The organism is Salinimicrobium aquimaris (genome assembly GCF_035607535.1).
Classification (GTDB): Bacteria; Bacteroidota; Bacteroidia; order Flavobacteriales; family Flavobacteriaceae; genus Salinimicrobium.
In genome coordinates this window covers 14,279-35,326 of record NZ_JAYDZX010000001.1, presented here as the reverse complement: position 1 = coordinate 35,326, position 21,048 = coordinate 14,279, and the positions used below count along the sequence as shown (strand labels likewise).

The 21,048-nt window shown below is 43.5% G+C and carries 18 protein-coding genes and 1 other RNA gene; 7 read left to right on the top strand and 12 right to left on the bottom strand.

Translation table 11 applies throughout. From position 1 onward, the window contains the following. Nucleotides 1-96: 96 nt before the first annotated feature. On the top strand, nt 97-1,203 hold the full coding sequence (locus VR862_RS00170; RefSeq protein WP_324718908.1) for a hypothetical protein: 1,107 nt from the start codon (nt 97-99) through the stop codon (nt 1,201-1,203). Nucleotides 1,204-1,285: 82 nt separating this feature from the next. On the opposite strand, the gene VR862_RS00165 is transcribed toward VR862_RS00170, so the two are convergent. Genes VR862_RS00165 through VR862_RS00150 form a run of 4 tightly spaced genes read right to left on the bottom strand, consistent with a single transcriptional unit; the run spans nt 1,286 to nt 6,774 of the window. Beyond that, entirely contained in the window at nt 1,286-2,749 is a 1,464-nt protein-coding gene (locus VR862_RS00165; RefSeq protein WP_324718907.1) for a lipopolysaccharide biosynthesis protein, read from the bottom strand. Next, entirely contained in the window at nt 2,749-4,032 is a 1,284-nt protein-coding gene (locus VR862_RS00160) for a glycosyltransferase (protein ID WP_324718906.1), read from the bottom strand. The genes VR862_RS00165 and VR862_RS00160 overlap by 1 nt, the downstream gene beginning before the upstream one ends. 21 nt (nt 4,033-4,053) lie before the next feature. Further along, entirely contained in the window at nt 4,054-6,471 is a 2,418-nt protein-coding gene (locus VR862_RS00155) for a YfhO family protein (protein WP_324718905.1), read from the bottom strand. 24 nt (nt 6,472-6,495) lie between these two features. After that, the gene (locus tag VR862_RS00150) at nt 6,496-6,774 is read right to left on the bottom strand and encodes a DUF4834 domain-containing protein (RefSeq protein WP_324718904.1); all 279 of its coding nucleotides are present in this window, start codon (nt 6,772-6,774) and stop codon (nt 6,496-6,498) included. Between the two features lie 105 nt (nt 6,775-6,879). Here VR862_RS00150 and VR862_RS00145 point away from each other — a divergent pair, with 105 nt between their 5' ends. Genes VR862_RS00145 through pncA form a run of 3 tightly spaced genes read left to right on the top strand, consistent with a single transcriptional unit; the run spans nt 6,880 to nt 9,818 of the window. Next, complete coding sequence (locus VR862_RS00145; protein WP_324718903.1) at nt 6,880-7,776, top strand: transporter; 897 nt, start codon at nt 6,880-6,882, stop codon at nt 7,774-7,776. 27 nt (nt 7,777-7,803) lie between these two features. Continuing rightward, nucleotides 7,804-9,216 carry a nicotinate phosphoribosyltransferase gene (locus VR862_RS00140; protein WP_324718902.1) on the top strand — a complete coding sequence of 471 codons (1,413 nt, stop codon included), beginning with the start codon at nt 7,804-7,806 and terminating at the stop codon, nt 9,214-9,216. Then, the gene (pncA, locus tag VR862_RS00135) at nt 9,213-9,818 is read left to right on the top strand and encodes a bifunctional nicotinamidase/pyrazinamidase (RefSeq protein WP_324718901.1); all 606 of its coding nucleotides are present in this window, start codon (nt 9,213-9,215) and stop codon (nt 9,816-9,818) included. The genes VR862_RS00140 and pncA overlap by 4 nt, the downstream gene beginning before the upstream one ends. Before the next feature lie 64 nt (nt 9,819-9,882). Here pncA and VR862_RS00130 read toward each other — a convergent pair whose 3' ends face one another. The 5 genes from VR862_RS00130 to VR862_RS00110 all read right to left on the bottom strand — a co-directional run bounded on the left by VR862_RS00130 (nt 9,883) and on the right by VR862_RS00110 (nt 12,800). Then, nucleotides 9,883-10,314, bottom strand: a complete 432-nt coding sequence (locus VR862_RS00130; protein ID WP_324718900.1) for a hypothetical protein — start codon at nt 10,312-10,314, stop codon at nt 9,883-9,885. A 105-nt stretch (nt 10,315-10,419) separates the two neighbouring features. Then, a complete protein-coding gene (gene rny / locus VR862_RS00125; protein ID WP_324718899.1) occupies nt 10,420-11,991 on the bottom strand; it encodes a ribonuclease Y in 1,572 nt (523 codons plus the stop codon). 50 nt (nt 11,992-12,041) lie between these two features. Continuing rightward, nucleotides 12,042-12,148: non-coding RNA, 6S RNA (gene ssrS, locus VR862_RS00120), on the bottom strand. 58 nt (nt 12,149-12,206) lie between these two features. Then, nucleotides 12,207-12,497, bottom strand: a complete 291-nt coding sequence (locus VR862_RS00115) for a cell division protein ZapA (RefSeq protein ID WP_324718898.1) — start codon at nt 12,495-12,497, stop codon at nt 12,207-12,209. A gap of 12 nt (nt 12,498-12,509) precedes the next feature. Beyond that, a complete protein-coding gene (locus VR862_RS00110; protein ID WP_324718897.1) occupies nt 12,510-12,800 on the bottom strand; it encodes a hypothetical protein in 291 nt (96 codons plus the stop codon). Between the two features lie 184 nt (nt 12,801-12,984). Here VR862_RS00110 and VR862_RS00105 point away from each other — a divergent pair, with 184 nt between their 5' ends. Together VR862_RS00105 and VR862_RS00100 are read left to right on the top strand one after the other, a co-directional pair. Continuing rightward, nucleotides 12,985-14,676: a M23 family metallopeptidase gene (locus tag VR862_RS00105; RefSeq protein WP_324718896.1), complete on the top strand. Its 1,692-nt coding sequence runs from the start codon at nt 12,985-12,987 to the stop codon at nt 14,674-14,676. Nucleotides 14,677-14,684: 8 nt separating this feature from the next. Then, nucleotides 14,685-17,138, top strand: a complete 2,454-nt coding sequence (locus VR862_RS00100) for a TonB-dependent receptor (RefSeq protein WP_324718895.1) — start codon at nt 14,685-14,687, stop codon at nt 17,136-17,138. A 900-nt stretch (nt 17,139-18,038) separates the two neighbouring features. Here VR862_RS00100 and VR862_RS00095 read toward each other — a convergent pair. Beyond that, entirely contained in the window at nt 18,039-19,187 is a 1,149-nt protein-coding gene (locus VR862_RS00095; protein WP_324718894.1) for a cysteine desulfurase family protein, read from the bottom strand. Between the two features lie 87 nt (nt 19,188-19,274). Between VR862_RS00095 and VR862_RS00090 the strand changes: the two genes are divergently transcribed. Then, the gene (locus VR862_RS00090) at nt 19,275-20,225 is read left to right on the top strand and encodes a hypothetical protein (RefSeq protein ID WP_324718893.1); all 951 of its coding nucleotides are present in this window, start codon (nt 19,275-19,277) and stop codon (nt 20,223-20,225) included. On the opposite strand, the gene VR862_RS00085 is transcribed toward VR862_RS00090, so the two are convergent. Together VR862_RS00085 and VR862_RS00080 are read right to left on the bottom strand one after the other, a co-directional pair. Next, complete coding sequence (locus VR862_RS00085; protein WP_324718892.1) at nt 20,219-20,767, bottom strand: DUF8465 domain-containing protein; 549 nt, start codon at nt 20,765-20,767, stop codon at nt 20,219-20,221. The genes VR862_RS00090 and VR862_RS00085 overlap by 7 nt on opposite strands. Before the next feature lie 2 nt (nt 20,768-20,769). Continuing rightward, nucleotides 20,770-20,991 carry a hypothetical protein gene (locus VR862_RS00080; protein ID WP_324718891.1) on the bottom strand — a complete coding sequence of 74 codons (222 nt, stop codon included), beginning with the start codon at nt 20,989-20,991 and terminating at the stop codon, nt 20,770-20,772. Between the last annotated feature and the right edge of the window lie 57 nt (nt 20,992-21,048).

Sequence of the window (21,048 nt, the reverse complement as noted above, 5' to 3'; positions counted from 1 at the left end):
AGCTTCAGGGGTTTTCTAATTTATGGCACGCCGTTTGAATATAGATTAACAGACCAAATAGCTTGGTCAACAGTTTAAATCTTAATTCCCCTTATTATGAAAAAGCTTTACTTTCTTCTCGCTTTTCTTGTGGCTGGAGTTTCTACTAAAGCTGCACCTGTAGCCGAGGTAGGTTTTGACCGCCGCAGTTATAGCGAAGCCTTTATTTTTGTGGAAAGAGGGGTTGAATTTGCCGTTTTCCTTGACGGACAGTTTGATTTCTTTTTTGATCCCCGCGGTAACTTCAGGGGGATACCTTCACATATTAATTACAGTTTTAACTCCGGGTACAACTATGGACCCTTTGTGCAGTATGATGATTTTGGGGCAGTGATTCAAATAGAACATGTCCCGGTTTATTATGATTACTACGGAAGGATCATTCAGGCAGGCCGGGTGCAGATAAGATACAACGCCTTTGGAATGGTAAACAGGATTGGGAACATGTTTGTTCATTATGATCCTTACCACCGTTACACACATACTTCGGGCTTTATCAACAACAGGAATGTAAGGTATACGTATCGCCCGTGGCACGATTACTACATGAGACCCTATTCTCATTTCAGTATAGTCTATAATGAACCCTACAGGTTGTATTATCACCCAAACAGGATGAAGTACAACGCCTACAAAAGATATTATCAAAAGAATTATTACAACAATGATTCTTTCCGAAAAAGCTATTACAGGCCGGGTGAAAGAGTGACTTCCTATCAAAGAGGAAGAAGAGTTGAAGAACCTAGGGAGGTGAGAAGACAATCAAATTTTCCCCGTAATCAGGTGAGTTCGAGCCAAAGGCTTGAACAGAGAGATATTAGAAGAACTCCTTCTGCTACTCAAAGATCAGAAATGAGTACCCGTACATCCAGGAGAACATCCGTTCCTTCTGTACAGCAAAGAACTGAGCAGCAAAGAACTGTACAAAGGGAAGTGGAACAACAAAGAATTGAACAGCGTAGAACTGTTCGCGAGAACCGTTCGGCGCGGAGTGCAGCTCAAAACAATGTTCAGCAGGAAAGCAGAAGGTCTCCTGTTACCACAGCTCCCCCAAGGGCAGCCAGGGTAGAGAGCAGGCGCACAGAACCTTCGGCTACTGTAAATTCAGAAGAAAATTCTTCTACTCCTGTCCGCAGCAGTAGAAGTTCAAGTGGAAATAATTAGTTTTTAATTTTGGTTGGTTAGTTGGTTAGGTCTCCGGTTGCGAAAGCGCCGGGGATCTTTTTTAACATGAATACCGAAGCTATTACCTGGGCCGAAGCTTCAGGGTTTTTTCAATAATTCCATTGATATCCGGGGACAACTTCAGCAGATAAATTACCAGCACATAAAGCAAACCTATCACACCCGACTTTAGTACAATATTCACTACGGGATGCCAGGGGAAATCCCAGAAGTAAAACAGGAAGCTAAACAACAGGATTATCAGCAGGCTGTAAGCAGTTTCTTTAGTAAAAGGATGTATCCTGAATTTTTTATGAACTATCACCAGTTTCGCTGTGTTGTAGCACGCGAAGGCTAAAAAAGTTGCCAAAGCCGCTCCCAGCAGCTCAAACCTTGGAATGAAAATAATATTAAAGACGAAGGCCAGCACTGCAAGAAAAACCCCTATTGCCAGCACCAACCGGTAATAATCTGAATTAAAAAGAATACTGTTATTATTCCCCAGCAGGTTGTCGTAAAGTTTGACGCTGCTAATCAAAATGACAATGGAATAACTAATCTGGTATTCCTCCGGAATTAAAGCGTACAGCTGGGAAATGTTAGTGATGATCAACAGGAAAATGAGACCACTAATGATCAACAGGTTCAAAGAGCTTTTTTCATACAGCTCTAAAAGCCCTTTTTTATCCTTCTTGTTCAGCAGGGTTGCTGTCATAGGATAGGTAATTTGATGCATAGCCCTTGAAGGCACTGCAATAACGGAAGAAATATAAACTGCAATTCCGTAGACCGCCACCATTTCAATGGGAAGATATTTTTCGATCATCACCTTGTCCAAATCCAGCAGCACCATTGCCACCGATCCAGCTATGAGGATCAAAGCCGAATATTTAAGAATAAATGATTTGTTGTGCGGAAAAGAAAAATGAAAGCGCGGAACATAGAGCCTAAAAGCGTACAGCATCATAATTAGCAGCCTCAGCAAAAAAACGCCACCTATCGCATAGACGAAATTCTCTATGGAGATATAGCTGAAGTAAACTGTAAGCAACAACAAAGAGATACAGGCCCTGTGAAAAACCTCCTTCATGAAGTTTCCAAAAACGCTTTTGTAATGGATCTTTGCCCACGAAAAGAAAATTTCGAAATATGATGTAGCCAAAGCTATAAGAAAGATCAGCCAGATATAAGGCTGCACCAGCCCTTCCCCATCAGAAAAATAATCGAGAAGCAGGTCGTAGAAGAAATATCCCATCAACCCAAGGATCAACGAAATTACCAGTGGCAGGAACAGGATCACGTTCAGGAGTTTATCCTTTTGTTCCTGTGAATCGTAAGAGGTGTAAAATTTCACCAGCGTATTATGCACCCCAAAAGCCATTAAAGGCCAGATAAGATTTGCCGCCGAAAGTAGAAACCCCACCAGCCCGTAATATTCCGGCGTAAGAAAGTTTGTGTACAGGAACAGCGTATTTATAGCACCAATCCCAAAACCTGCATAGGTCGTGGTAAGATTTTTGGCCGACTGGCTAACGATGATCCCCATTAAAGCTCCTTTATTTGTTTTGCCAATTCCCTGGTCAAATTCTTTCGGCTATATTTTTGAAGACCCACGGGGGAAGACTTCAATTCTCCCTTTTTGAACAGCTCATACTTTTCCAAAAGGAAGTTCTTAATTTCCCCTTTTTGAGAGTACAGGTAAAAAGCTCCTGTATTGGTCTCTCTAAGGATCTTTTCGATATCTGCTCCGGCAGGTCCCACAGCCAGGACGGGCCTTTCACTCACCATGTATTCGAATAATTTCCCCGGAATAATTCCTTTTGTTTCTTCACTGTCAATTTCAATCAACAATAGTAGCTGCGAACTTCTCTGCAACTGTAAGGCCTCAGAATGAGACACGTAATTCTTTATCTGAAGAAACTCCTTTAAATCCCATTTTTGGATGCTCTCCAACACAGGTTCTCCCACTGCACCTATCAGTTTCAGCTGAAAATCGGCTGCAAAATTTTCATTTTCAGCAACTAATTCGGCAAGGGCTTTCCACAGGTTTTCAGGATTTCTTCCGGAAAGCAGGGAACCAATATGAGCCAGACTGAATTTTTCATCCATGGGCAGTTTTTCTACCTGTTCCACGTCATAACCATTGGTGATCACTTCTACAGGTCTGCCGGTCTTACCAACAAATTCTTCGCGGGTGGTAAAGCTGGTGGTTAGGATTGTGTCTGCCGACTGCAGCACTTCCTTTTCCAGTTTTTCATGCTTCTTTTTCGAGCGGGCCAAGAGCTTAAGTTTACTGTGATAGCCAATCTGCGTCCAGGGATCCCGAAAATCGGCGATCCATTTCACTCCTGTCTTTCTTTTTAGATGCAGGCCTATCAGGTGCATGCTATGTGGCGGACCGGTAGTAATGACGGCATCAACATCATTTTCCTTCAGATATTCTGAAAGAAATCTTACCGAAGGTTTGATCCAGAACTTGCGTGCATCGGGAATGAAAAAATTTCCGCGGATGAACAGCATGAGCCTTTGCAGAAATCCCTGCTTCTGTTCCTTCGGAATTATACCCGAACTAATTGTGGCAGTATCTTTTTTGGAAAGAAATCCGGCAAAAGCATAGGGCTCAAAAATGTCATTTTTGAGCACCTCTATTTCTGAAGGAATTTCAGCTTCAAGAGAAGCATCTTTTAAGGGATAATGTGGATTCTTGGGAACATAAACTATGGGTACAATTCCATTTTCCGGCAGGTATTTGATGAATTTTAGCCAGCGCTGCACTCCCGGGCCACCGGCCGGGGGCCAGTAATAAGTAACGATGAGTACTTTTTTCATAGCCCTGCTTAACAATGGAAATTACCTTTTCCTTATTCCCCAAACAATTCCCCCAAGAAGCAGCAGCCCTAAAAGGATCGAACTTGCAAGTGCAATTGAACTTCCGGTTTTCACAACCTGTGGTTCAAATTTAAAGCTGATCTCATGCTCGCCTGCAGGTACCATCATTGCCCTAAGCACATAATTTGCCCTGAAATGCGGTACCTCTTCCCCGTCAATATAGGCCTGCCAGCCATGAGGATAATAGATTTCTGAAAACACCGCCATCCGGTCCTTTTCAGAAGAAAACCTATAGACAAGCTCGTTCGGCTGATAAGAAATGAGTTCAATAGTAGCAGTAGTATCGGCTTCAAATTGCTTTTTTGGAAGGAATTCCGCGAAATCATTATCTACAACGGCCACTTTTTTAGTGTTGATTCCATCAAGTGCCTGAATAGCCTCATTTGCATTTTCTACCATTTTTACTTCCTGTACAAACCAGGCATTGCCGTTGGTTTCAGGGTTTTCCTGCGCAACGGGACCTTCTTCGGTAGGGATAATGAAATATTTGGTGTTCAGCATATTGAGTACCTGCAGGTTATTACGGGACAGGTAAAAGTCATACAACTCCTGCATTCTGCCGGGTTTGGCAGCGTGGTAGCCTCCAATTGAATTATGGAAAAAAGATGTGCGTGCAGTATTGAACGGGCTTCCGCTAAGATCAAAAACCCTGTAATGAGAATCATCTTTCATGATCTCCCGGTCGGCTTCCGTAGCTTCAAAGGGCCTGTTCACTACACTGGAGCGAACAAAATCTTCAGCATCGACATAGCGTTTGTCCACGCCTACGAGGTCGAAAAGGATGAGAACACCCAGTCCCAAAAATGCAATATTTCGGGTAAGTTTTTTCTTCAGGTAGAACCACAGGACAGCAGCCGTTAAAAGGACCAGGACCAGAGACCTGATAGCATCGGCAGTGAAAACCGCTTTTCTGTCTTCCTTAAGCGCCCTGACGAATTCAGGCCCCAGCTGCTGGATCAAAACTCCGTCATTGGCACCTGTAAAGCTGAAGAACATACCTTTGAACAGCAGGAATAATAAAGCAATACCTCCTGTAATCAATGTTGCCAGCTTGAGAGCGTGCAGCTTACTTTCTTCTGATTCTTCCCTGAATAACAACCTGGATAGCCCTGCAATAGCAAAAACCGGAATACATAATTCCAGAATTACCTGTATGGATGAAACCGCCCTGAATTTGTTGTACAGCGGAACATATTCGATAAAGAAATCGGTCAAAAACCCGAAGTTCTTTCCCCATGAAAGGACAAGAGCGAGCAGAGATCCACCAACGATCCACCACTTAAGCCTGCCACGAACCAGGTAAAGGGCAAACACAAACAGAAAAAGCACTGTAGCCCCAATATAAGCCGGAGCGCCCACAAACGGCTGATCTCCCCAATAAGTTGGAGCCGATTCTGCAAATTGTGCCGCCTGCATTGGATTGGCACCGAGTTGGATCAACTGGGAATAAATAGCCGAATCTGTCCCTACATTCTCTGCACTGGAACCACCCATAAAGCGGGGAATGAAAAGGTTAAAGCTTTCCATAATCCCATAGCTGTATTCGGTAATATAATTATAGTCAAGGCCGTCGGTCTTTTCTGCCGCTCCTTCAGGAGTAATTGTAAGTCCGGTGTCACCGCGGGTACTAAAGTCGGCATATTCCTGCGTAGCCATCAAATTGGTAGCATTTGCACCGATAGCAAGGATGACAGCAGCAAGCATAACTCCAAGCGCCTTAAAATATTGAGGCAGGGCTTTCTTTTTAAAAGCATCAATAAGATAAACGATCCCAATGACGATCACCAGCAGGAGCAGGTAGAAGGTCATCTGGAAGTGGTTCGCACTAATTTCCAGCGCCATTCCGAAGGCCAGCAGTAAAAATCCGGGAATCCATCTTTGCCGGAAACACAGGAGAATTCCGCCAAGCACCCATGGCATGTAGGCAATGGCATGTGCCTTGGCATTATGCCCAACGCCGAGAATTATTATTAGATAGGTAGAAAAACCAAATGCCAGAGCTCCCAAAAATGCCAGTCTGTAATCAATTTTTAGGACCAGTAACAAAATGTAGATCCCAATGAAATACAGGAAAAGATAATCGGCAGGACGTGGTAGGAATCGCAGGGCCCTGTCAAGTTCCTTCACATAATTGTGCGGATAGTTCGCGCCCAACTGGTAAGTAGGCATTCCCCCAAAAGCAGCATCGGTCCAATAGGGCTCCTCCCCTGTCTCTGCCCTAAATTCATTCTGCTGCCGGGCCATTCCAATATACTGCGCAATATCACTTTGAAAGATCTCCTTTCCCTGCAGCACAGGATAAAAATATGCCAGAGATATAACAATGAAACCCAGGAATACAAAAAGGTGCGGAAGAACTTTCTTCAGGGAAAAATTCATAAAGAGAGGATTTTGGAGCGGAAATTAGTCAATTTCTTCATAATCGATGTACTCTCCCACGTCATTCTTCGATTTCCGGCCGTTTTTGGGTTTTTTATCTATGGTTACTTCACCTTCTGTTCGCTTCTGCGTCCTGTTTGGGTCGAACTGACTGAATCGTTGCTCAAACTTCTTCCCTATCTTCTTTAGTACCCAGCGCAAAAGTATAGGGCCAAACCAGCGGATGAAAAGTTTAAGACCAAAGTAGATAAGCAGTACAATTAATACCACTTTTAACACCTGGGTCAATGAAGCTTCATGCATTCTAAAAGTTTTGGTAAAATTACCATTCTGCTTAAAGAAAACCATTGCTGCAGCCGAAAAAAATGATAAAATCTCTATATTTGGTTAGAACCAATCAGCCCAAATATGAGGATCTACGCGAGTTTTTTTCTTCTGTTCTTCTTCGGAAGTTTTTCTGTCTTTGCTCAATATACTGAAACCATAAATTCTAACCGCCCCGGAAATTCCCAGGGTGCCTTTGCGGTTGGACCTATGGTATTGCAGGTTGAAGCAGGTGGAATGTTTGGAAACGATGATCATGAGTTGCTGCAAACGGACACTGAACTCTGGGGAGTAGATTACGCAGTAAGATTTGGTTTCCTGTTTGAAGAACTGGAGATCAACCTAATGGGTTCTTTTCTGGATCAATCTACCAGTTACGTAGTTGGTGCAAACACCCAAACCTACGGAGTGAGCAACTTTAATTCCAATGCCATTGGAGTAAAATACCTGGTTTACGACCCTAACAAGAATGCAAAAGAAAAGAAACCGAACCTCTACAGCTGGAAGGCCAATCAACGTTTTGACTGGAGTGTTTTCATTCCGGCAGTGGCTGTTTATGCAGGTGCAAATTTTTCGTTTGGGAACAATCCCTATATCTATGAAGGACAAAAAGACTTTTCTCCACGTGCAGCCATAATTTCTCAGAACAACTGGGGGCCCTGGGTGCTTGTTCTTAATGTAATGGCCGATCGTATTGGAGATGAGTACCCCAGCTATTCCGGCATTGCAACCCTCACGCATTCTTTTTCCAAAAAATTTGCAATGTTTGGAGAATTCCAGACCCTCATAAGTGACATCTACAGTGACGAAATAGCCCGCGGTGGCTTTGCTTATCTGTTTCATAAAAATTTTCAGGCCGATATTTCCGGATTGATCAACTTCAAGGACACCCCTTCCCGTTGGCAGGTTGCCGGCGGACTTTCCTATAGGTTTGACTGGCATAAGCAGGATGAATACCTGGAGGCTCAGGAAGACCTTTAATAACTATGCCGCCAAAAGCTTAATAGTATGATAGACATTAGCGGTACTTATACCGATCAGTATCAGCTCACAATGGGGCAGGTCTACTTCCAAAAAGGAGAAGCCAATGACGTAGCGATCTTTGATTATTTCTTCCGGAAATTACCTTTTGAAGGAGGATTTGCAGTATTTGCCGGACTGGAGACGCTGCTGGATCTTCTTGAAGATTTTAAGTTCACCGAAAAGGACCTGGATTTTCTTAAAACCCAGAATTTCTCTTCTGAATATCTCGATTACCTGAAGGAATTTCGCTTTCGCGGAAAGATCTACAGCTTAAAAGAAGGAGATCTCGTTTTTCCCGGAGAACCTGTGGTACGAGTTGAGGCCGGTATTATAGAGGCACAGATCATTGAAACTTTACTTCTGAATGTTCTGAACTTCCAGACATTGATAGCAACAAAAGCAGCCAGAATGTCCATCCAGGCAAAAGGGAGGACCTTAATAGACTTTGGTTTGAGAAGGTCTCAAGGCTTTGGAGGCTACCACGCCAGCAGGGCTGCAGCAATTGGTGGTTTTGAAGCCACCAGTAATACGCGCGCCGGCAAGGATTTTGGCTTTGCAGTATCGGGCACCATGGCGCATTCTTTTATCCAAAGCTACGAACATGAACTGGAGGCGTTCAGAGATTTTGCCGAAGCCCATCCTGAAAATACGATCTTACTCGTCGATACTTATGACACCTTAAAAAGCGGTCTTCCAAATGCCATTCAGGTTGGAAAGGAAATGGAAAGCCGTGGTCATAAGCTTAAAGGAATTAGACTTGACAGCGGCGATCTCGCTTATCTCGCACGAAAGTCCCGGGAAATGCTCGACAAAGCCGGGTTGGAGTACGTAAAAATTTCTGTATCCAATCAGCTCGATGAACACTTAATAAAAAGTTTGCTGGACCAGGAAGCTCCTATAGATATTTTTGGAGTAGGTACAAGTCTGGTCACCGGAAAACCTGATGCAGCCCTTGACGGAGTATATAAACTGTCCTTTTTCAAGGGGCAACCCAGAATCAAATTATCGGAAACCATCTCCAAAGTTACCTTACCACACCAAAAACAGGTGTATCGACTTCTGGACGGTTCAGATCTGTTTCTTGGAGCAGATGTAGTCTGTCTTGAAGGGGAAGAAAATCCGGAAATGATGTACCATCCTTACGACCCTCTAAAATTCCGCTATATCAAAGATGCTAAAAAGGAAAAACTTCTGCATCTCGTCCTGGAGGATCAGAAAAGGGTAGAAAAAGCGAGAACCATTGCAGAAATTAAAAAGTTCAGCAAACAACGCCTGAACCAGCTTCCACCGGAATACAAGAGGTTTTTCAATCCACACCTTTACAAAGTGGGGATAAGCGAGGAGCTAAGAGATGAAAGGGATCGATTAATTGCAGAACACAAAAACAAAAGATCATGAAGACGCTTGTCATTGTAGATGCCCAAATTGATTTCATGCCCGGCGGAGCTCTTGAAGTGAAGCATGGAGACAAGATCATACCTGTGATCAACAACATGTTGTCTCGATTTGAACTGGTAGTTGCCACCCAGGACTGGCACCCGCAGGAGCATAAAAGCTTTGCAGTAAATCATCCCGGTAAAAGAGAATTCGAAGTGATTGATCTCAACGGCCTGGAACAAAAGCTTTGGCCTCCACATTGTGTACAGGGAACAAAAGGAGCAGATTTTCACCCCGATCTTAATATCAAGGCAGTAGAAGCCATTTTCAGAAAAGGTATGGACCGGGAAATCGACAGCTACAGCGGCTTTTACGACAACGGTCACAAAAAGATCACCGGTCTTAGCGGATATCTGAGGGAAAGAGGAGCCGTAGATATCTACTTCTGCGGACTGGCAGCTGATATCTGCGTTTATTACACTCTTCTTGATGCTCTAAAAGAAGGATTTAAAGCCACTCTTATTGAAGATGCGGCCGTTCCTCTAATTCCGGAAACGTTTAACAGAATTCGGGAGGATATCATTTCCCATGGCGGTAGGATCACTCATTCAACAGAGGTCTGAAAAATGTCATTTTTGACCCTTGTTGCTTCTCCGAACTATTAACTACTAACAACTAACTGATCAACTATCTCCGGTGCCACCTGCGGGTGAACCACCATACCGCGGCTTGAAGAAAGGCTGTCAACACTACAGAAGTGATAATGTGTTGCAAGGCATGTAAAATTCCGAAGGAATATTCATCCCTGAATTTATTCGGTAATTCGTAATCTGTTACCAACTCTTGACTGAGGTACCCCAGAAAACTGAAAGCGACAACGAGAAAGGCATAGGTAAAAAAGAAAAAGAAATTCCTTTGCTTCGTCCATTTGAAGTAAACAGAAGCCGAAACCAGTACCAGCCAGCTTACCCAGATGCTAATCTGGTAGTGCAGTACCGCATCCATTGCACTTTCAAGCTCTTCGGGTCCATTGAGCTGCCCTACCGCATTGAAAAGAGTGAAAATGGGGTAAAGCAGGATTACCAAAAAGAGGAAATTCAGGATATTTTTTTTTCGCATAGCCGGTATAGTTCGCAACCTTTAATTTACAAAAACAAAACCGGTACTAATAGAAAACTCCCGCCTCTTTTGAGAGCGGGAGTAAAGTTCTGTCTTTATTAAAATTTATTTGGCAATATTCACTGCACGGGTTTCCCTGATCACGGTGATCTTTACCTGACCCGGATAGGTCATATCTGTCTGTATCTTCTGAGAAATTTCGAAAGAAAGATTTGAAGCTTTTTCATCGCTCACCTTCTCACTTTCCACAATCACCCTCAACTCTCTTCCTGCCTGTATCGCATAGGCTTTCTTCACCCCGCCAAAACCAAAGGCAATATCTTCAAGATCTTTCAGTCTCTGGATATAAGAATCCAGCACCTGTCTTCTTGCTCCCGGTCTGGCCCCGCTTATGGCATCACATACCTGAACTATTGGAGATAAAAGAGAGGTCATTTCGATCTCGTCATGGTGAGCTCCGATAGCGTTACAAACCTCAGGTTTTTCACCATATTTTTCGGCCCATTGCATCCCCAGGATAGCGTGTGGAACTTCGGTTTCTGAATCAGGCACTTTTCCAATGTCGTGGAGCAGTCCGGCGCGCTTGGCGAGTTTTGCATTCAACCCGAGTTCTGCAGCCATTACGCCACAAAGTTTTGCTACCTCTCTCGAGTGTTGTAGCAGGTTTTGACCATAAGAGGAACGATATTTCATACGTCCCACGATTCGGATCAATTCCGGGTGTAATCCGTGAATTCCGAGATCAATCACGGTTCTCTTACCTACTTCAATGATCTCTTCTTCGATCTGTTTGGTAGTTTTCTTCACCACCTCTTCAATTCGTGCTGGATGTATCCTTCCGTCGGTCACCAGCTTATGAAGAGACAATCTTGCTACTTCTCTTCTTACCGAGTCAAAGCAGGAAAGAATAATAGCTTCCGGCGTATCATCCACAATGATCTCCACTCCTGTTGCAGCTTCAATAGCGCGAATGTTCCTTCCTTCCCTACCAATGATGCGTCCTTTCACGTCATCGCTTTCAAGATTAAAGACCGAAACGCAGTTGTCGATCGCCTCCTCTGTTCCTATCCGCTGAATGGTATTAACGATGATCTTCTTAGCTTCCTGCTGCGCAGTGAGCTTGGCTTCTTCAATGGTATCCTGTACCATGGCCATAGCGTCTGCCTTGGCCGTATCTTTTAAGGATTCTATAAGTTGTGCCTTTGCGTCTTCGGCCGAAAGTCCCGAGATCACTTCCAGCTGCTGTACCTTACTGTTGTGAAGTTTATCAACCTCCTCCTGCTTCTTTTCCAGCACTTCATTGCGGTGATTGTAATCGGCAATCTTATCTTCGAGATCCTTGTTTAAATTTTTGTTCCTGGCCAGTTCGCTGGAAACCTGAGACTCTTTATCCCTGATCCTTTTCTCGGCATCTGCAATCTTCTTATCACGGGAAAGAATAACTTTTTCGTGTTCAGATTTAAGTTCAATGAATTTCTCCTTGGCCTGCAGGATCTTGTCTTTCTTAATTCCTTCAGCTTCCTGTTTGGCCTCTTTTAGAATGCCGGCAGCCGATTTCTTCGCTCTTTGAATGATCTTTGAAGCATTCTGCTTCTCAAAGTATTTTGCCAGGCCAAATCCAATTGCAAGACCCAGGACAAGTGAAATAATAATGAGCGCTATAGTTAGTGTATCCATTAGTTAGTTTTTATGTAAAAAAAAAGCCTGTATTAGTTGTTGATTTGCATAAACTCTTTAAATCACGTTTAGGGCTAACAAGCTGATCAAGGATCCGCTCAAAGGCGGCTTGCTTTTACAACTTAAACTCACCCTTTTTAAAGAATTGGTGTTGAGTTTATCAAAATAAATTAACTAATACAGGCAGTAACCTTTATTTCTAATTCAAAGAACAGTTAAACCAAATGCTTTTCAAGCAGATCATTGAGCGCCTTCAATCTATCTTCAGCCAATACTACATCGCTGCTACGGTCAATTGCTTTTTGCTCGGTCTGGGCTGCAAACTGCAAGGCGCACATTGCCAATACATCCTGCTTATCCCTAACGGCATAACTTTGTTCAAATTGCTTAATCATGAACTCTATTTTTTTTGCAGCCTTTCGCAGTCCCTCTTCCTGCTCTGGAAGTATGGTCATGGGATAAACCCTGTCTGCAATAGAGATCTTTATTTTAAGCTGATTTGACATTTGTTTATTCTTCTATTCAGAGAGGTGAACAATACATTGATCTATTTCCCTGATCAAGCTATTTATCTTAAGCTTGGTTTCTTTTTTATAATCATTACTGCCAAGCAACGCATTGGCGGCTTTAAGGGTTTGAACCCGATTTTCAGAAGCTTCAAGGCTTTTCTGCAATTCCTGCTTCTGGACCCTGAGAGTAGTTAATTCCTCCTGAAGGTTCTGTTGACTCTGCTCCAGTTTCTTGTAATTCTGAAGCAACTTCTCAATCCTATCTTCAAGATTTTCAACTATTTCTGTTAAATCGCTCATTAAAGCCTAACCTGCTGCTTACCCTCACAAAGTTAATATACCTACCGAAATATCCCAATATTTTGGACTCTATTTTAGATGCGGATTTTAAAATAATTTTAACCTCCTCAAAAATAAGGGTTTAATTTTCAACGTTGGTTTGGTATCTTTAAACCCGCTATAAAAAAGTAAAATTTAAATCTTTATGAAAAGGTTCCTTGCCCCTCTTCTATTTCTATTAAGCCTCGTTGCAGGTGCTCAAGCTCCAAATGTTCCAACAGATTATTTCGATGACCCCTTGCAGGTTCCCCTTGCTCTTGCAGGTACTTTTGGAGAATTGCGTTCCAATCATTTTCACAGTGGCCTTGACATCAAGACCCAACAACGGGAAGGTCTTCCGGTCTATGCATCTGCCGAAGGCTTCGTGAGTCGTATCAATGTTGCCCATTATGGCTACGGAAAAGCTTTGTATATCCAACACCCAAACGGGTACACCACGGTTTATGCCCACCTGAAGAATTTTTCTCCCAGGATCGAAGAATATATCAAGAAACTTCAATATCAAAAAGAGAGCTATGAAGTGGAAGTTTATCCCACAGCTTCAGAATTACCTGTAGAACGGGGAGAACTGGTCGCCAACAGCGGTAATACCGGTGGGAGCGGTGGGCCACACCTTCACTTTGAGATACGGGATGGAGAACAACGGCCAATGAATCCCTTGATGTTCGGAATCGATCTGGAAGATACGCGGGCACCGATAGTTTCTGGTGTCTATGTTTATCCTTCAGGAGAAGAAGCGCATGTAAATGGTTCTGCTCAAAGACAGAAATTACGACTTATTCCGCAGCAAGATGGATCTTTTAGAGCAGAAAAGATTGAAGCTTGCGGCAAAATTGGCTTCGGGATCAACACTGTAGATCAATTAAATGCAGCGCCAAATCACAATGGCGTCTATCGCATAGAAACTTCAGCAAATGGAGATAATTTGTTTCAGGCCAACTTTGAAAAATTTTCATTTGCCGAAACCCGGCACCTTAATCAGCTCATAGATTATGCCTACTACACACAAAACAACAGCCGTATTCAGAAGTTGTTTGTAGAGCCATCCAATCCTTTAAGCATCTACAGCAATGTGAGCAATGAAGGCTATTTAAATGTTCAGGATTCCCTGTCATACAATTATACGATCAAGGTAAGCGACTTTGCAGGAAACGAACGCATTGTAAATATTCCTATCGAAGGCAAACAGCGAAGTGAAGTAAAAGAAAACCCTTCTAAAATAACCGACTTCTTTGTTCCTGCCGGTTCGGGAGCACAATTTGAAGGGAATGGCATAGATGTTTATATTCCAAAGAACAGCCTTTACCAGGATGCCTATCTCGATATTAGTTTTGAGGATGAGAAAGTGATCCTTCATGAAGATATCATTCCTATACACACTAATATTACCATTGGTTTTGACGTCAGTAAATACAAGCCCGAAGACCGGGAACAAATGTTCATTGCCCGCCTTAACAAATGGAATAGGCCTAACTACTCTACCACGACAAAAGACGGGGAAAGATTTACTACTAAAACCCGCACTTTTGGCACCTATACCCTTGCCAGGGATACACAGGCTCCAAGAGTCACTCCAGTCAACTTTAGGGATGGCCAGTGGATCTCAGGGAATAAAGATCTTAAAGTGAAGATATCCGACGATCTTTCGGGCATTAACAGTTATCGGGCAACCGTCAATGGAAAGTTCATCCTCATGGAATATGAATACAAGCAAAACCTGCTTACTCACGACTTCTCAGACGGGGTGGTGACCGATACAGAAAACCTCTTGAGAATAGAAGTGAAAGATAATGTTGGAAATACTACTATCTTTGAGAGTACCTTCTTTAGAAAATAGATCTACGGTTGAGAATACTGCTCCCTTTACTACTGTGCTGCCTGTTTTGCCTCACCGGCACCCAGGCACAGACAGCAGTGGTCCAGGGAATAATTCTTAATGAAGCCGAATCACCTATCCATAACGCCACTATTTCCTGGAAAAAAGGAGGCGTTCAAAGCAACAGGAACGGATTTTATTCTCTTGAAATTCCGGCAAACCGGGAAATCGAGCTAACGGTTTCACATATTGGTTTCAAAAAGGTCATTTTTAGAACCCTTTTAGCACCCGGGGAAGTACTGGAATTCAACCCCGTCCTCAATCCAAGGGTCGAGCAAATCGGGGAAGTCGTTATTCAGACGGAAAACCGGGAGATCCTAAGAGGAATTACCACAGTAGATCCCGAGGTTATTCGCAAGCTCCCGGGTGCCAATGCGGGAGTTGAAAACCTGCTAAAGACGCTTCCCGGAGTAAACTCGAATAATGAATTGAGCACCCAGTATGCGGTTCGTGGCGGAAATTACGACGAGAACCTCGTCTACGTGAATGGCATTGAGGTTTACCGGCCATTTCTCGTGCGTTCGGGTCAACAGGAAGGACTAAGCTTTGTTAATCCCGATCTTGTTCACAACATCCACTTCTCTGCCGGAGGATTTCAGGCTAAATACGGAGATAAGCTCTCCTCTGTTCTGGATATTACTTACCGGCGACCGGTGAATTTTAAAGCTTCTCTTGACGCCGGCTTTCTGGGAATAAACATGGCTGCTGAAGGGATCTCAAAAAACGAAAAATTAAGTGCTCTTGGAGGAGTAAGGTACCGGGACAACAGCTTACTTGTTGGCGCCCGGGAAACTGAAACCAATTTTGAGCCTCTTTTTGCTGATGCTCAGGTGAATTTAATCTACCGCTTTGCTCCCCATCTTGAGGTCAGCTTCCTGGGAAATGCCTCCCTGAATGACTACAGTTATCGCCCCTTAACCCGCCAAACTAATTTTGGGACCCTGCAGGATCCTCGTGCTTTACTGGTATTCTATAATGGAAGGGAAGAAGATATCTATAAGACCCTTTTTGGAGCTCTTAAGGCCTCCTACAAGGTAAACCCTTCCTACACGGCTCATTTTACCGCTTCGGGCTACAACACCCGGGAGCAGGAATATTATGATATAGTCGCTCAATACAGGCTTGGAGAGATTAATATGGACATTGGTGGCAAAGACTTTGGAAAAGTAGAATTTTCGGAAGGTGTGGGAGCTCAACTCACCCACGCCCGCAATAAGCTGGATGCTTTGATCTTCAATGCTGAACATACCGGAAATCTTAATCTTAAGGAGAATAACTTCAACTACGGATTTAAATTCACCCATGAAGACATTCGGGGCAGAATACGGGAATATGAGATCATAGATTCTGCCGGATTTTCCCTGCGGCCTCCCCTGCCCGATTTCCGGAATAATGAGCCTTATGAACCTTATGATGCTCCTCTTGAACCCTTTACTTCCATAAGAGGATATAATGAAACGCAGATCAACCGTTTCCAGGGATATCTTCAGTGGAGCCGCCGCCTGGACGTGGGAAGTGATGCTCTCTGGTTCAATGCGGGAGTACGTAGTCACACCTGGACAGTTTCTTCTGAAGGAAATTCTTTTGATGCACAAACGGTGATAAGTCCCAGAGCTCAATTAGCCTATAAACCTTCATGGAAGCTGGATATGCTTTTTCGCCTGGCCGGAGGTATTTATCATCAGCCTCCGTTCTACAGGGAGCTCCGCAATTATTCGGGAGAATTGAATCCTGAGGTGGAGGCGCAGCAGGCATTGCACGTAGTGGTTGGAAATGACTTTAGTTTTGAGATGTTTGACAGGCCATTCAAACTTACCTCCGAGCTCTATTATAAGGATGTCAACAAGGTAAATCCTTACACACTGGAGAATGTGAGAATACGTTATGCAGCTGAAAATAACGCGGAAGCCTATGCTTACGGACTTGATATGCGCCTAAATGGAGAATTCGTTACCGGCACCGAAAGCTGGCTGAGCTTTGGATATTTGAAAACGGAAGAAAATATTAATGACAGAGGTTTTATCGCACGGCCGACAGATCAGCGGTTAAAATTTGCTGTTCTGTTCCAGGATTATGTCCCAACCATTCCCGATCTCAAGATGTACCTCAACCTGATCTACAACACCGGACTTCCAGGAGGATCTCCCGCCTACGCCGATCCTTACCTGTACCAATCCCGCCTGCCCGATTACAAACGAGCAGATCTCGGCCTTTTTTACCTGGTCAAAAGTGACAGATCCCGGGAAGAATTTTTAAGGGGTTTTAAGGAAGTCTCCATTGGTCTGGAGATCTTCAACATTTTTGACACACAGAATTCCATTACCAATACTTTTGTGAGGGATGTATATACAAAAACACAATATGCAGTCCCCAACTACCTCACCCCCAGAATCTACAATCTGAGAATAGGAATTGAGCTTTAGGATTGTTCCAGCCTTACAGCCTGGTAGTACATCCATGTCATAACCACGGGCGCTGCCCGTGGCTATGTCATTAGAGCCTTTCAGGCTCAACTTCTATAGCTGTTCTAATTAATTTGAGACGAACTTCAAATCACCCTACCTTGCCAAAATGAGGCTGAAGTCCTTCTACAACATAAGAACAACATTTCCAGCTGATGTCACTCCCAAAAAAAAGCTGAAGGCCTTAAAAATCTTAGCCCGGAGCAACGCTCCGGGATCAGTGATTCGGCACTCCACAGCCTGTAGGCTGGGACAAAAACGAATTCAAAGGGAAGAAAAAAACTTAGGTGGGGTGGCTGGCAAGAATAAGGTGCTCTTCCAGCCTTACAGGCTGGTAGTACATCCATGACATAACCACGGGCGCTGCCCGTGGCTATGTCATTAGAGCCTTCCAGGCTCAACTTCTATAGCTGTTCTAAAATTTGAGGCGAACTTTAAATCACCCTACCTTGCCAAAATGAGGCTGAAGGCCTTCTACAAAATAAGAGCAGCATTTCGAACTGATGCCACTCCCAGAAAAGGCTGAAGGCCTTAAAAATTTTAGCCCGGAGCAACGCTCCGGGATCAGTAATTCGGTACTCCACAGCCTGTAAGGCTGGGAACAAAGGGCAAATCAGCTCCGGAGGAGCGGAATGTTTATAGAATAAAAATTGGAAGAGTTAAGAGCTCCGGAGGAGCGGCATATTCCTGCTCATCCCCATCTACAACAATACAGTTTGCAAAACAATTTATTGTGAAAAAGGATTTTGGTGCTTGGAATTTGGTGCTTGAATTTTGGTGCTTGAATTTTGGTGCCTGGAATTTGGGGCCTGGAATTTGGTGCTTAGAATTTTGGAGCTTGAGTTCTGTGCTCTGACACTTTTATTTCTCAATAAACTCCTTCAGCACCTTGACCACATACTCTACCTCTTCTTTGGTGTTATAATGTGAAAAAGAAAATCTTAAAGAAGGTTTTTTCAGGTCATCTTCAGATAAAAATGCGCTTAGAACATGTGATCCCTGGTCGCTTCCGCTTTGACAGGCACTTCCTTTTGAACAGGCGATCCCGTGAAGATCCAGCTGGAACAACAACATTAAAGCCTTTTCCTGGGACATAGGCAGGCACACGTTTATTAAGGTGTAGGTACTGTTTTCGAAATCATCACACTCCCCATTGAACTTAACTTCCGGAATTTCCTTTTTTAAAAGGTCTGTAAAATGCCTTTTTAGAGAGGTAATATATTCCCGCTCTTCATCGAGATTTTGATAGGCAAGCTTCAAAGCTTCCTCAAGTCCTACGATATTGTGCACAGATTCGGTCCCTGCCCTAAAGCCACGCTCCTGCTCTCCCCCAAAGATCAATGGCTGCAGGCCACTGTTCTTTCGGATATAAGCAAAGCCAACTCCTTTCGGTCCGTGGAACTTATGTGCGCTAACAGCAGTGAAATCCACCGGAATTTCAGAAAGATCCAGCTCGTAATGACCTATAGATTGCACAGTGTCGGAATGAAATAAAGCATTATACTTTCTGCAAATATCTCCCGTTTTTTTGATATCCAGAAGATTCCCTACCTCGTTGTTCACGTGCATAAGGCTTACCAGGGTCTTCTCTTCAGAAGCCGATAGCAACTCCTCCAAATGCTTCAGGTCTACTCTTCCGCAGTCATCAAGATCTACATAAAGCAGTTCCACACCAAAAACATCGTGCAGCTTATTCAGCGTGTACAAAACCGCGTGATGTTCGATCCTGGAGGTGATGATTCGCTTCACTCCCAGGTCTCTTACAGCCGAATTAAGAATAAGATTGTCGGCTTCTGTACCTCCCGAGGTGAATATAATTTCAGAAGTAGCAACATTTAGAATTTTTGCAACAGTTTTGCGAGCCTGTTCTATAAGAGTTTTTGCACTGCGACCAAAGGCATGACTGGAAGAAGGATTCCCATACACTTCCCGCATTACCTCTGAAATACGGTCGACCACTTCCTCGCGAATCTGCGTGGTTGCAGCATTATCAAAATAGACTTTCTTCATGGTCCACAAAAATAGCAGATTTAAAATTATTTAAAGAAGTCTCTGTTAAATTATATATTACTTTTAATTTTGCCCAAAACCCGTCTTATGAGAAAATTTCTGACTCTTTCTATTGCAGCCTTGCTGCTGTTTTCGTGTAATGACGGGGATATTATTGTGACCGACTTTAATTTTGAGGATCCGCAGCTTAGCTGGTGTGGGGATAACCAGTCGCAGGTACTGTTCAAGATCAACAACAGCGGCGTTAATGAAGCCATCGCCTTTAGATTTGATCTTACCACAACCGCCCCTCAGTTTTTTCTGGCTGAAGAAGGCCAGGTAAGAATTCCGCTGAATTCTACTACAAATCAGGTGGTTTACCGGGTTTTTGACGGGGAAGTAAACAGGGATTATTTTTGTAATAAGATTCCGCCGGTTTCGCCACAGGTCACCAGGGAGTTTAGGAGCACGACGGGAGGTGAGGTTATAATTACTTCCACTATTGCCAACGCTACAGATCATGACGGGGATGGTGTGCCATCAACAACCGAAAATATGGCTTCTGAACAGGATACTGATGATGATGGAATACCCGATTACCTCGACATCGACGATGATGGTGACAATATATTGACTCGCGTGGAAAGAGCTGTAGAGGCAGAAAACTTTGTAAATACTTATCCAGACTCTGACAACGATGGGATTCCAGATTACCTGGATCCCGATGATGACGACGATGGCGTACCTACCCGAAATGAAGACTGGAACCTAAACCTGAACCCGGCAGATGATCAGGATACTGAAGGTTTAGCCTACTATTTGAATCCCGCTATCACAGATTCTTTTGAAGTTGAAGGAGTACGTGAGAACAGTATTAGCAGAAGCTTTAGATACCTCGTCACAGTAAATAATTTAACTCTCGTGAACCAGGGAGGAGACGGGGAACAAATTCGTTTACAGGATTATGAATTGGGAGTGATCACTTCCCCCACACAGAATATTGTTCTCGAACCTACCGGTGGTGAAAACGGCGGGGAAGAGGAAGAAGAAGATCAATAATTCTGGAAAATATAAACCTCGGTAGCCCCTAAGCCGTATTTCTGATAATCGGCGTCGTAAAATTTCAGATTTTCATACCTGTGAAAAAGAGTTTCCAACTCAGCTTTCAGGACTCCTTCTCCTACTCCATGAATAAAAACTACTTTCTGAATTCTTTTTTTCATGGCGAATTCCAGTTGTCGCCTGGCGGTTTCCATCTGGATATTAAGCATTTCGAAATTTGAAAGGCCGCCGGTTTTAGCAACCAGTTTTCCTATGTGAAGATCTACTTCCATTGGAGGTTGAGTGCGCTCCTTTGGCTTCACCCGTACAGATTTCCTCTTTTTTGAGGATTCCTTTTCCTTTATAACTTCTGAAATACTATCTACCTCGGGCGGCAGGATATCGGGTAGAGAACCACCTGTCTTGACGAGATCTTTAGCATTAAAAGACAAGACAAAACCTTCGGTAGTTTCAATCTCAACTTCAGGTCCTGAAACAGATAGCACCTTCCCTTCCAGATCTTCATCAAGCACCTCTACTCTATCTCCCGGCTTTAGCATGATCAAAGTTTGTTGTCCAGGTTGTCATCTTTCGGCTCTTCCTTGTGGTCATCCTTCGTTTCCACCCAAAAATTGGTGGCTTTAAAAAGCCCGTACATTAACAACACCAGTCCTACGATCATTGAGTACACATTTCTCTCTTCACCCGAAATTTCGTAAAGCAGGATCGCACCACCCACTAAAATAAGCATGGAGTTGATAAATTGAGCAGAAGGTTTTTTCATAATATTATGTTTACCAGCAGGTTAAACTCAGGAAAGAATATTAACTTCAATATTCGA

Coding starts and splice junctions, on each gene's coding strand:
- VR862_RS00170 (WP_324718908.1), top strand. CDS start 97: ATGAAAAAGCTTTACTTTCTTCTCGCTTTTCTTGTGGCTGGAGTTTCT.
- VR862_RS00165 (WP_324718907.1), bottom strand. CDS start 2,749: ATGGGGATCATCGTTAGCCAGTCGGCCAAAAATCTTACCACGACCTAT.
- VR862_RS00160 (WP_324718906.1), bottom strand. CDS start 4,032: ATGAAAAAAGTACTCATCGTTACTTATTACTGGCCCCCGGCCGGTGGC.
- VR862_RS00155 (WP_324718905.1), bottom strand. CDS start 6,471: ATGAATTTTTCCCTGAAGAAAGTTCTTCCGCACCTTTTTGTATTCCTG.
- VR862_RS00150 (WP_324718904.1), bottom strand. CDS start 6,774: ATGCATGAAGCTTCATTGACCCAGGTGTTAAAAGTGGTATTAATTGTA.
- VR862_RS00145 (WP_324718903.1), top strand. CDS start 6,880: ATGAGGATCTACGCGAGTTTTTTTCTTCTGTTCTTCTTCGGAAGTTTT.
- VR862_RS00140 (WP_324718902.1), top strand. CDS start 7,804: ATGATAGACATTAGCGGTACTTATACCGATCAGTATCAGCTCACAATG.
- pncA (WP_324718901.1), top strand. CDS start 9,213: ATGAAGACGCTTGTCATTGTAGATGCCCAAATTGATTTCATGCCCGGC.
- VR862_RS00130 (WP_324718900.1), bottom strand. CDS start 10,314: ATGCGAAAAAAAAATATCCTGAATTTCCTCTTTTTGGTAATCCTGCTT.
- rny (WP_324718899.1), bottom strand. CDS start 11,991: ATGGATACACTAACTATAGCGCTCATTATTATTTCACTTGTCCTGGGT.
- VR862_RS00115 (WP_324718898.1), bottom strand. CDS start 12,497: ATGTCAAATCAGCTTAAAATAAAGATCTCTATTGCAGACAGGGTTTAT.
- VR862_RS00110 (WP_324718897.1), bottom strand. CDS start 12,800: ATGAGCGATTTAACAGAAATAGTTGAAAATCTTGAAGATAGGATTGAG.
- VR862_RS00105 (WP_324718896.1), top strand. CDS start 12,985: ATGAAAAGGTTCCTTGCCCCTCTTCTATTTCTATTAAGCCTCGTTGCA.
- VR862_RS00095 (WP_324718894.1), bottom strand. CDS start 19,187: ATGAAGAAAGTCTATTTTGATAATGCTGCAACCACGCAGATTCGCGAG.
- VR862_RS00090 (WP_324718893.1), top strand. CDS start 19,275: ATGAGAAAATTTCTGACTCTTTCTATTGCAGCCTTGCTGCTGTTTTCG.
- VR862_RS00085 (WP_324718892.1), bottom strand. CDS start 20,767: ATGCTAAAGCCGGGAGATAGAGTAGAGGTGCTTGATGAAGATCTGGAA.
- VR862_RS00080 (WP_324718891.1), bottom strand. CDS start 20,991: ATGAAAAAACCTTCTGCTCAATTTATCAACTCCATGCTTATTTTAGTG.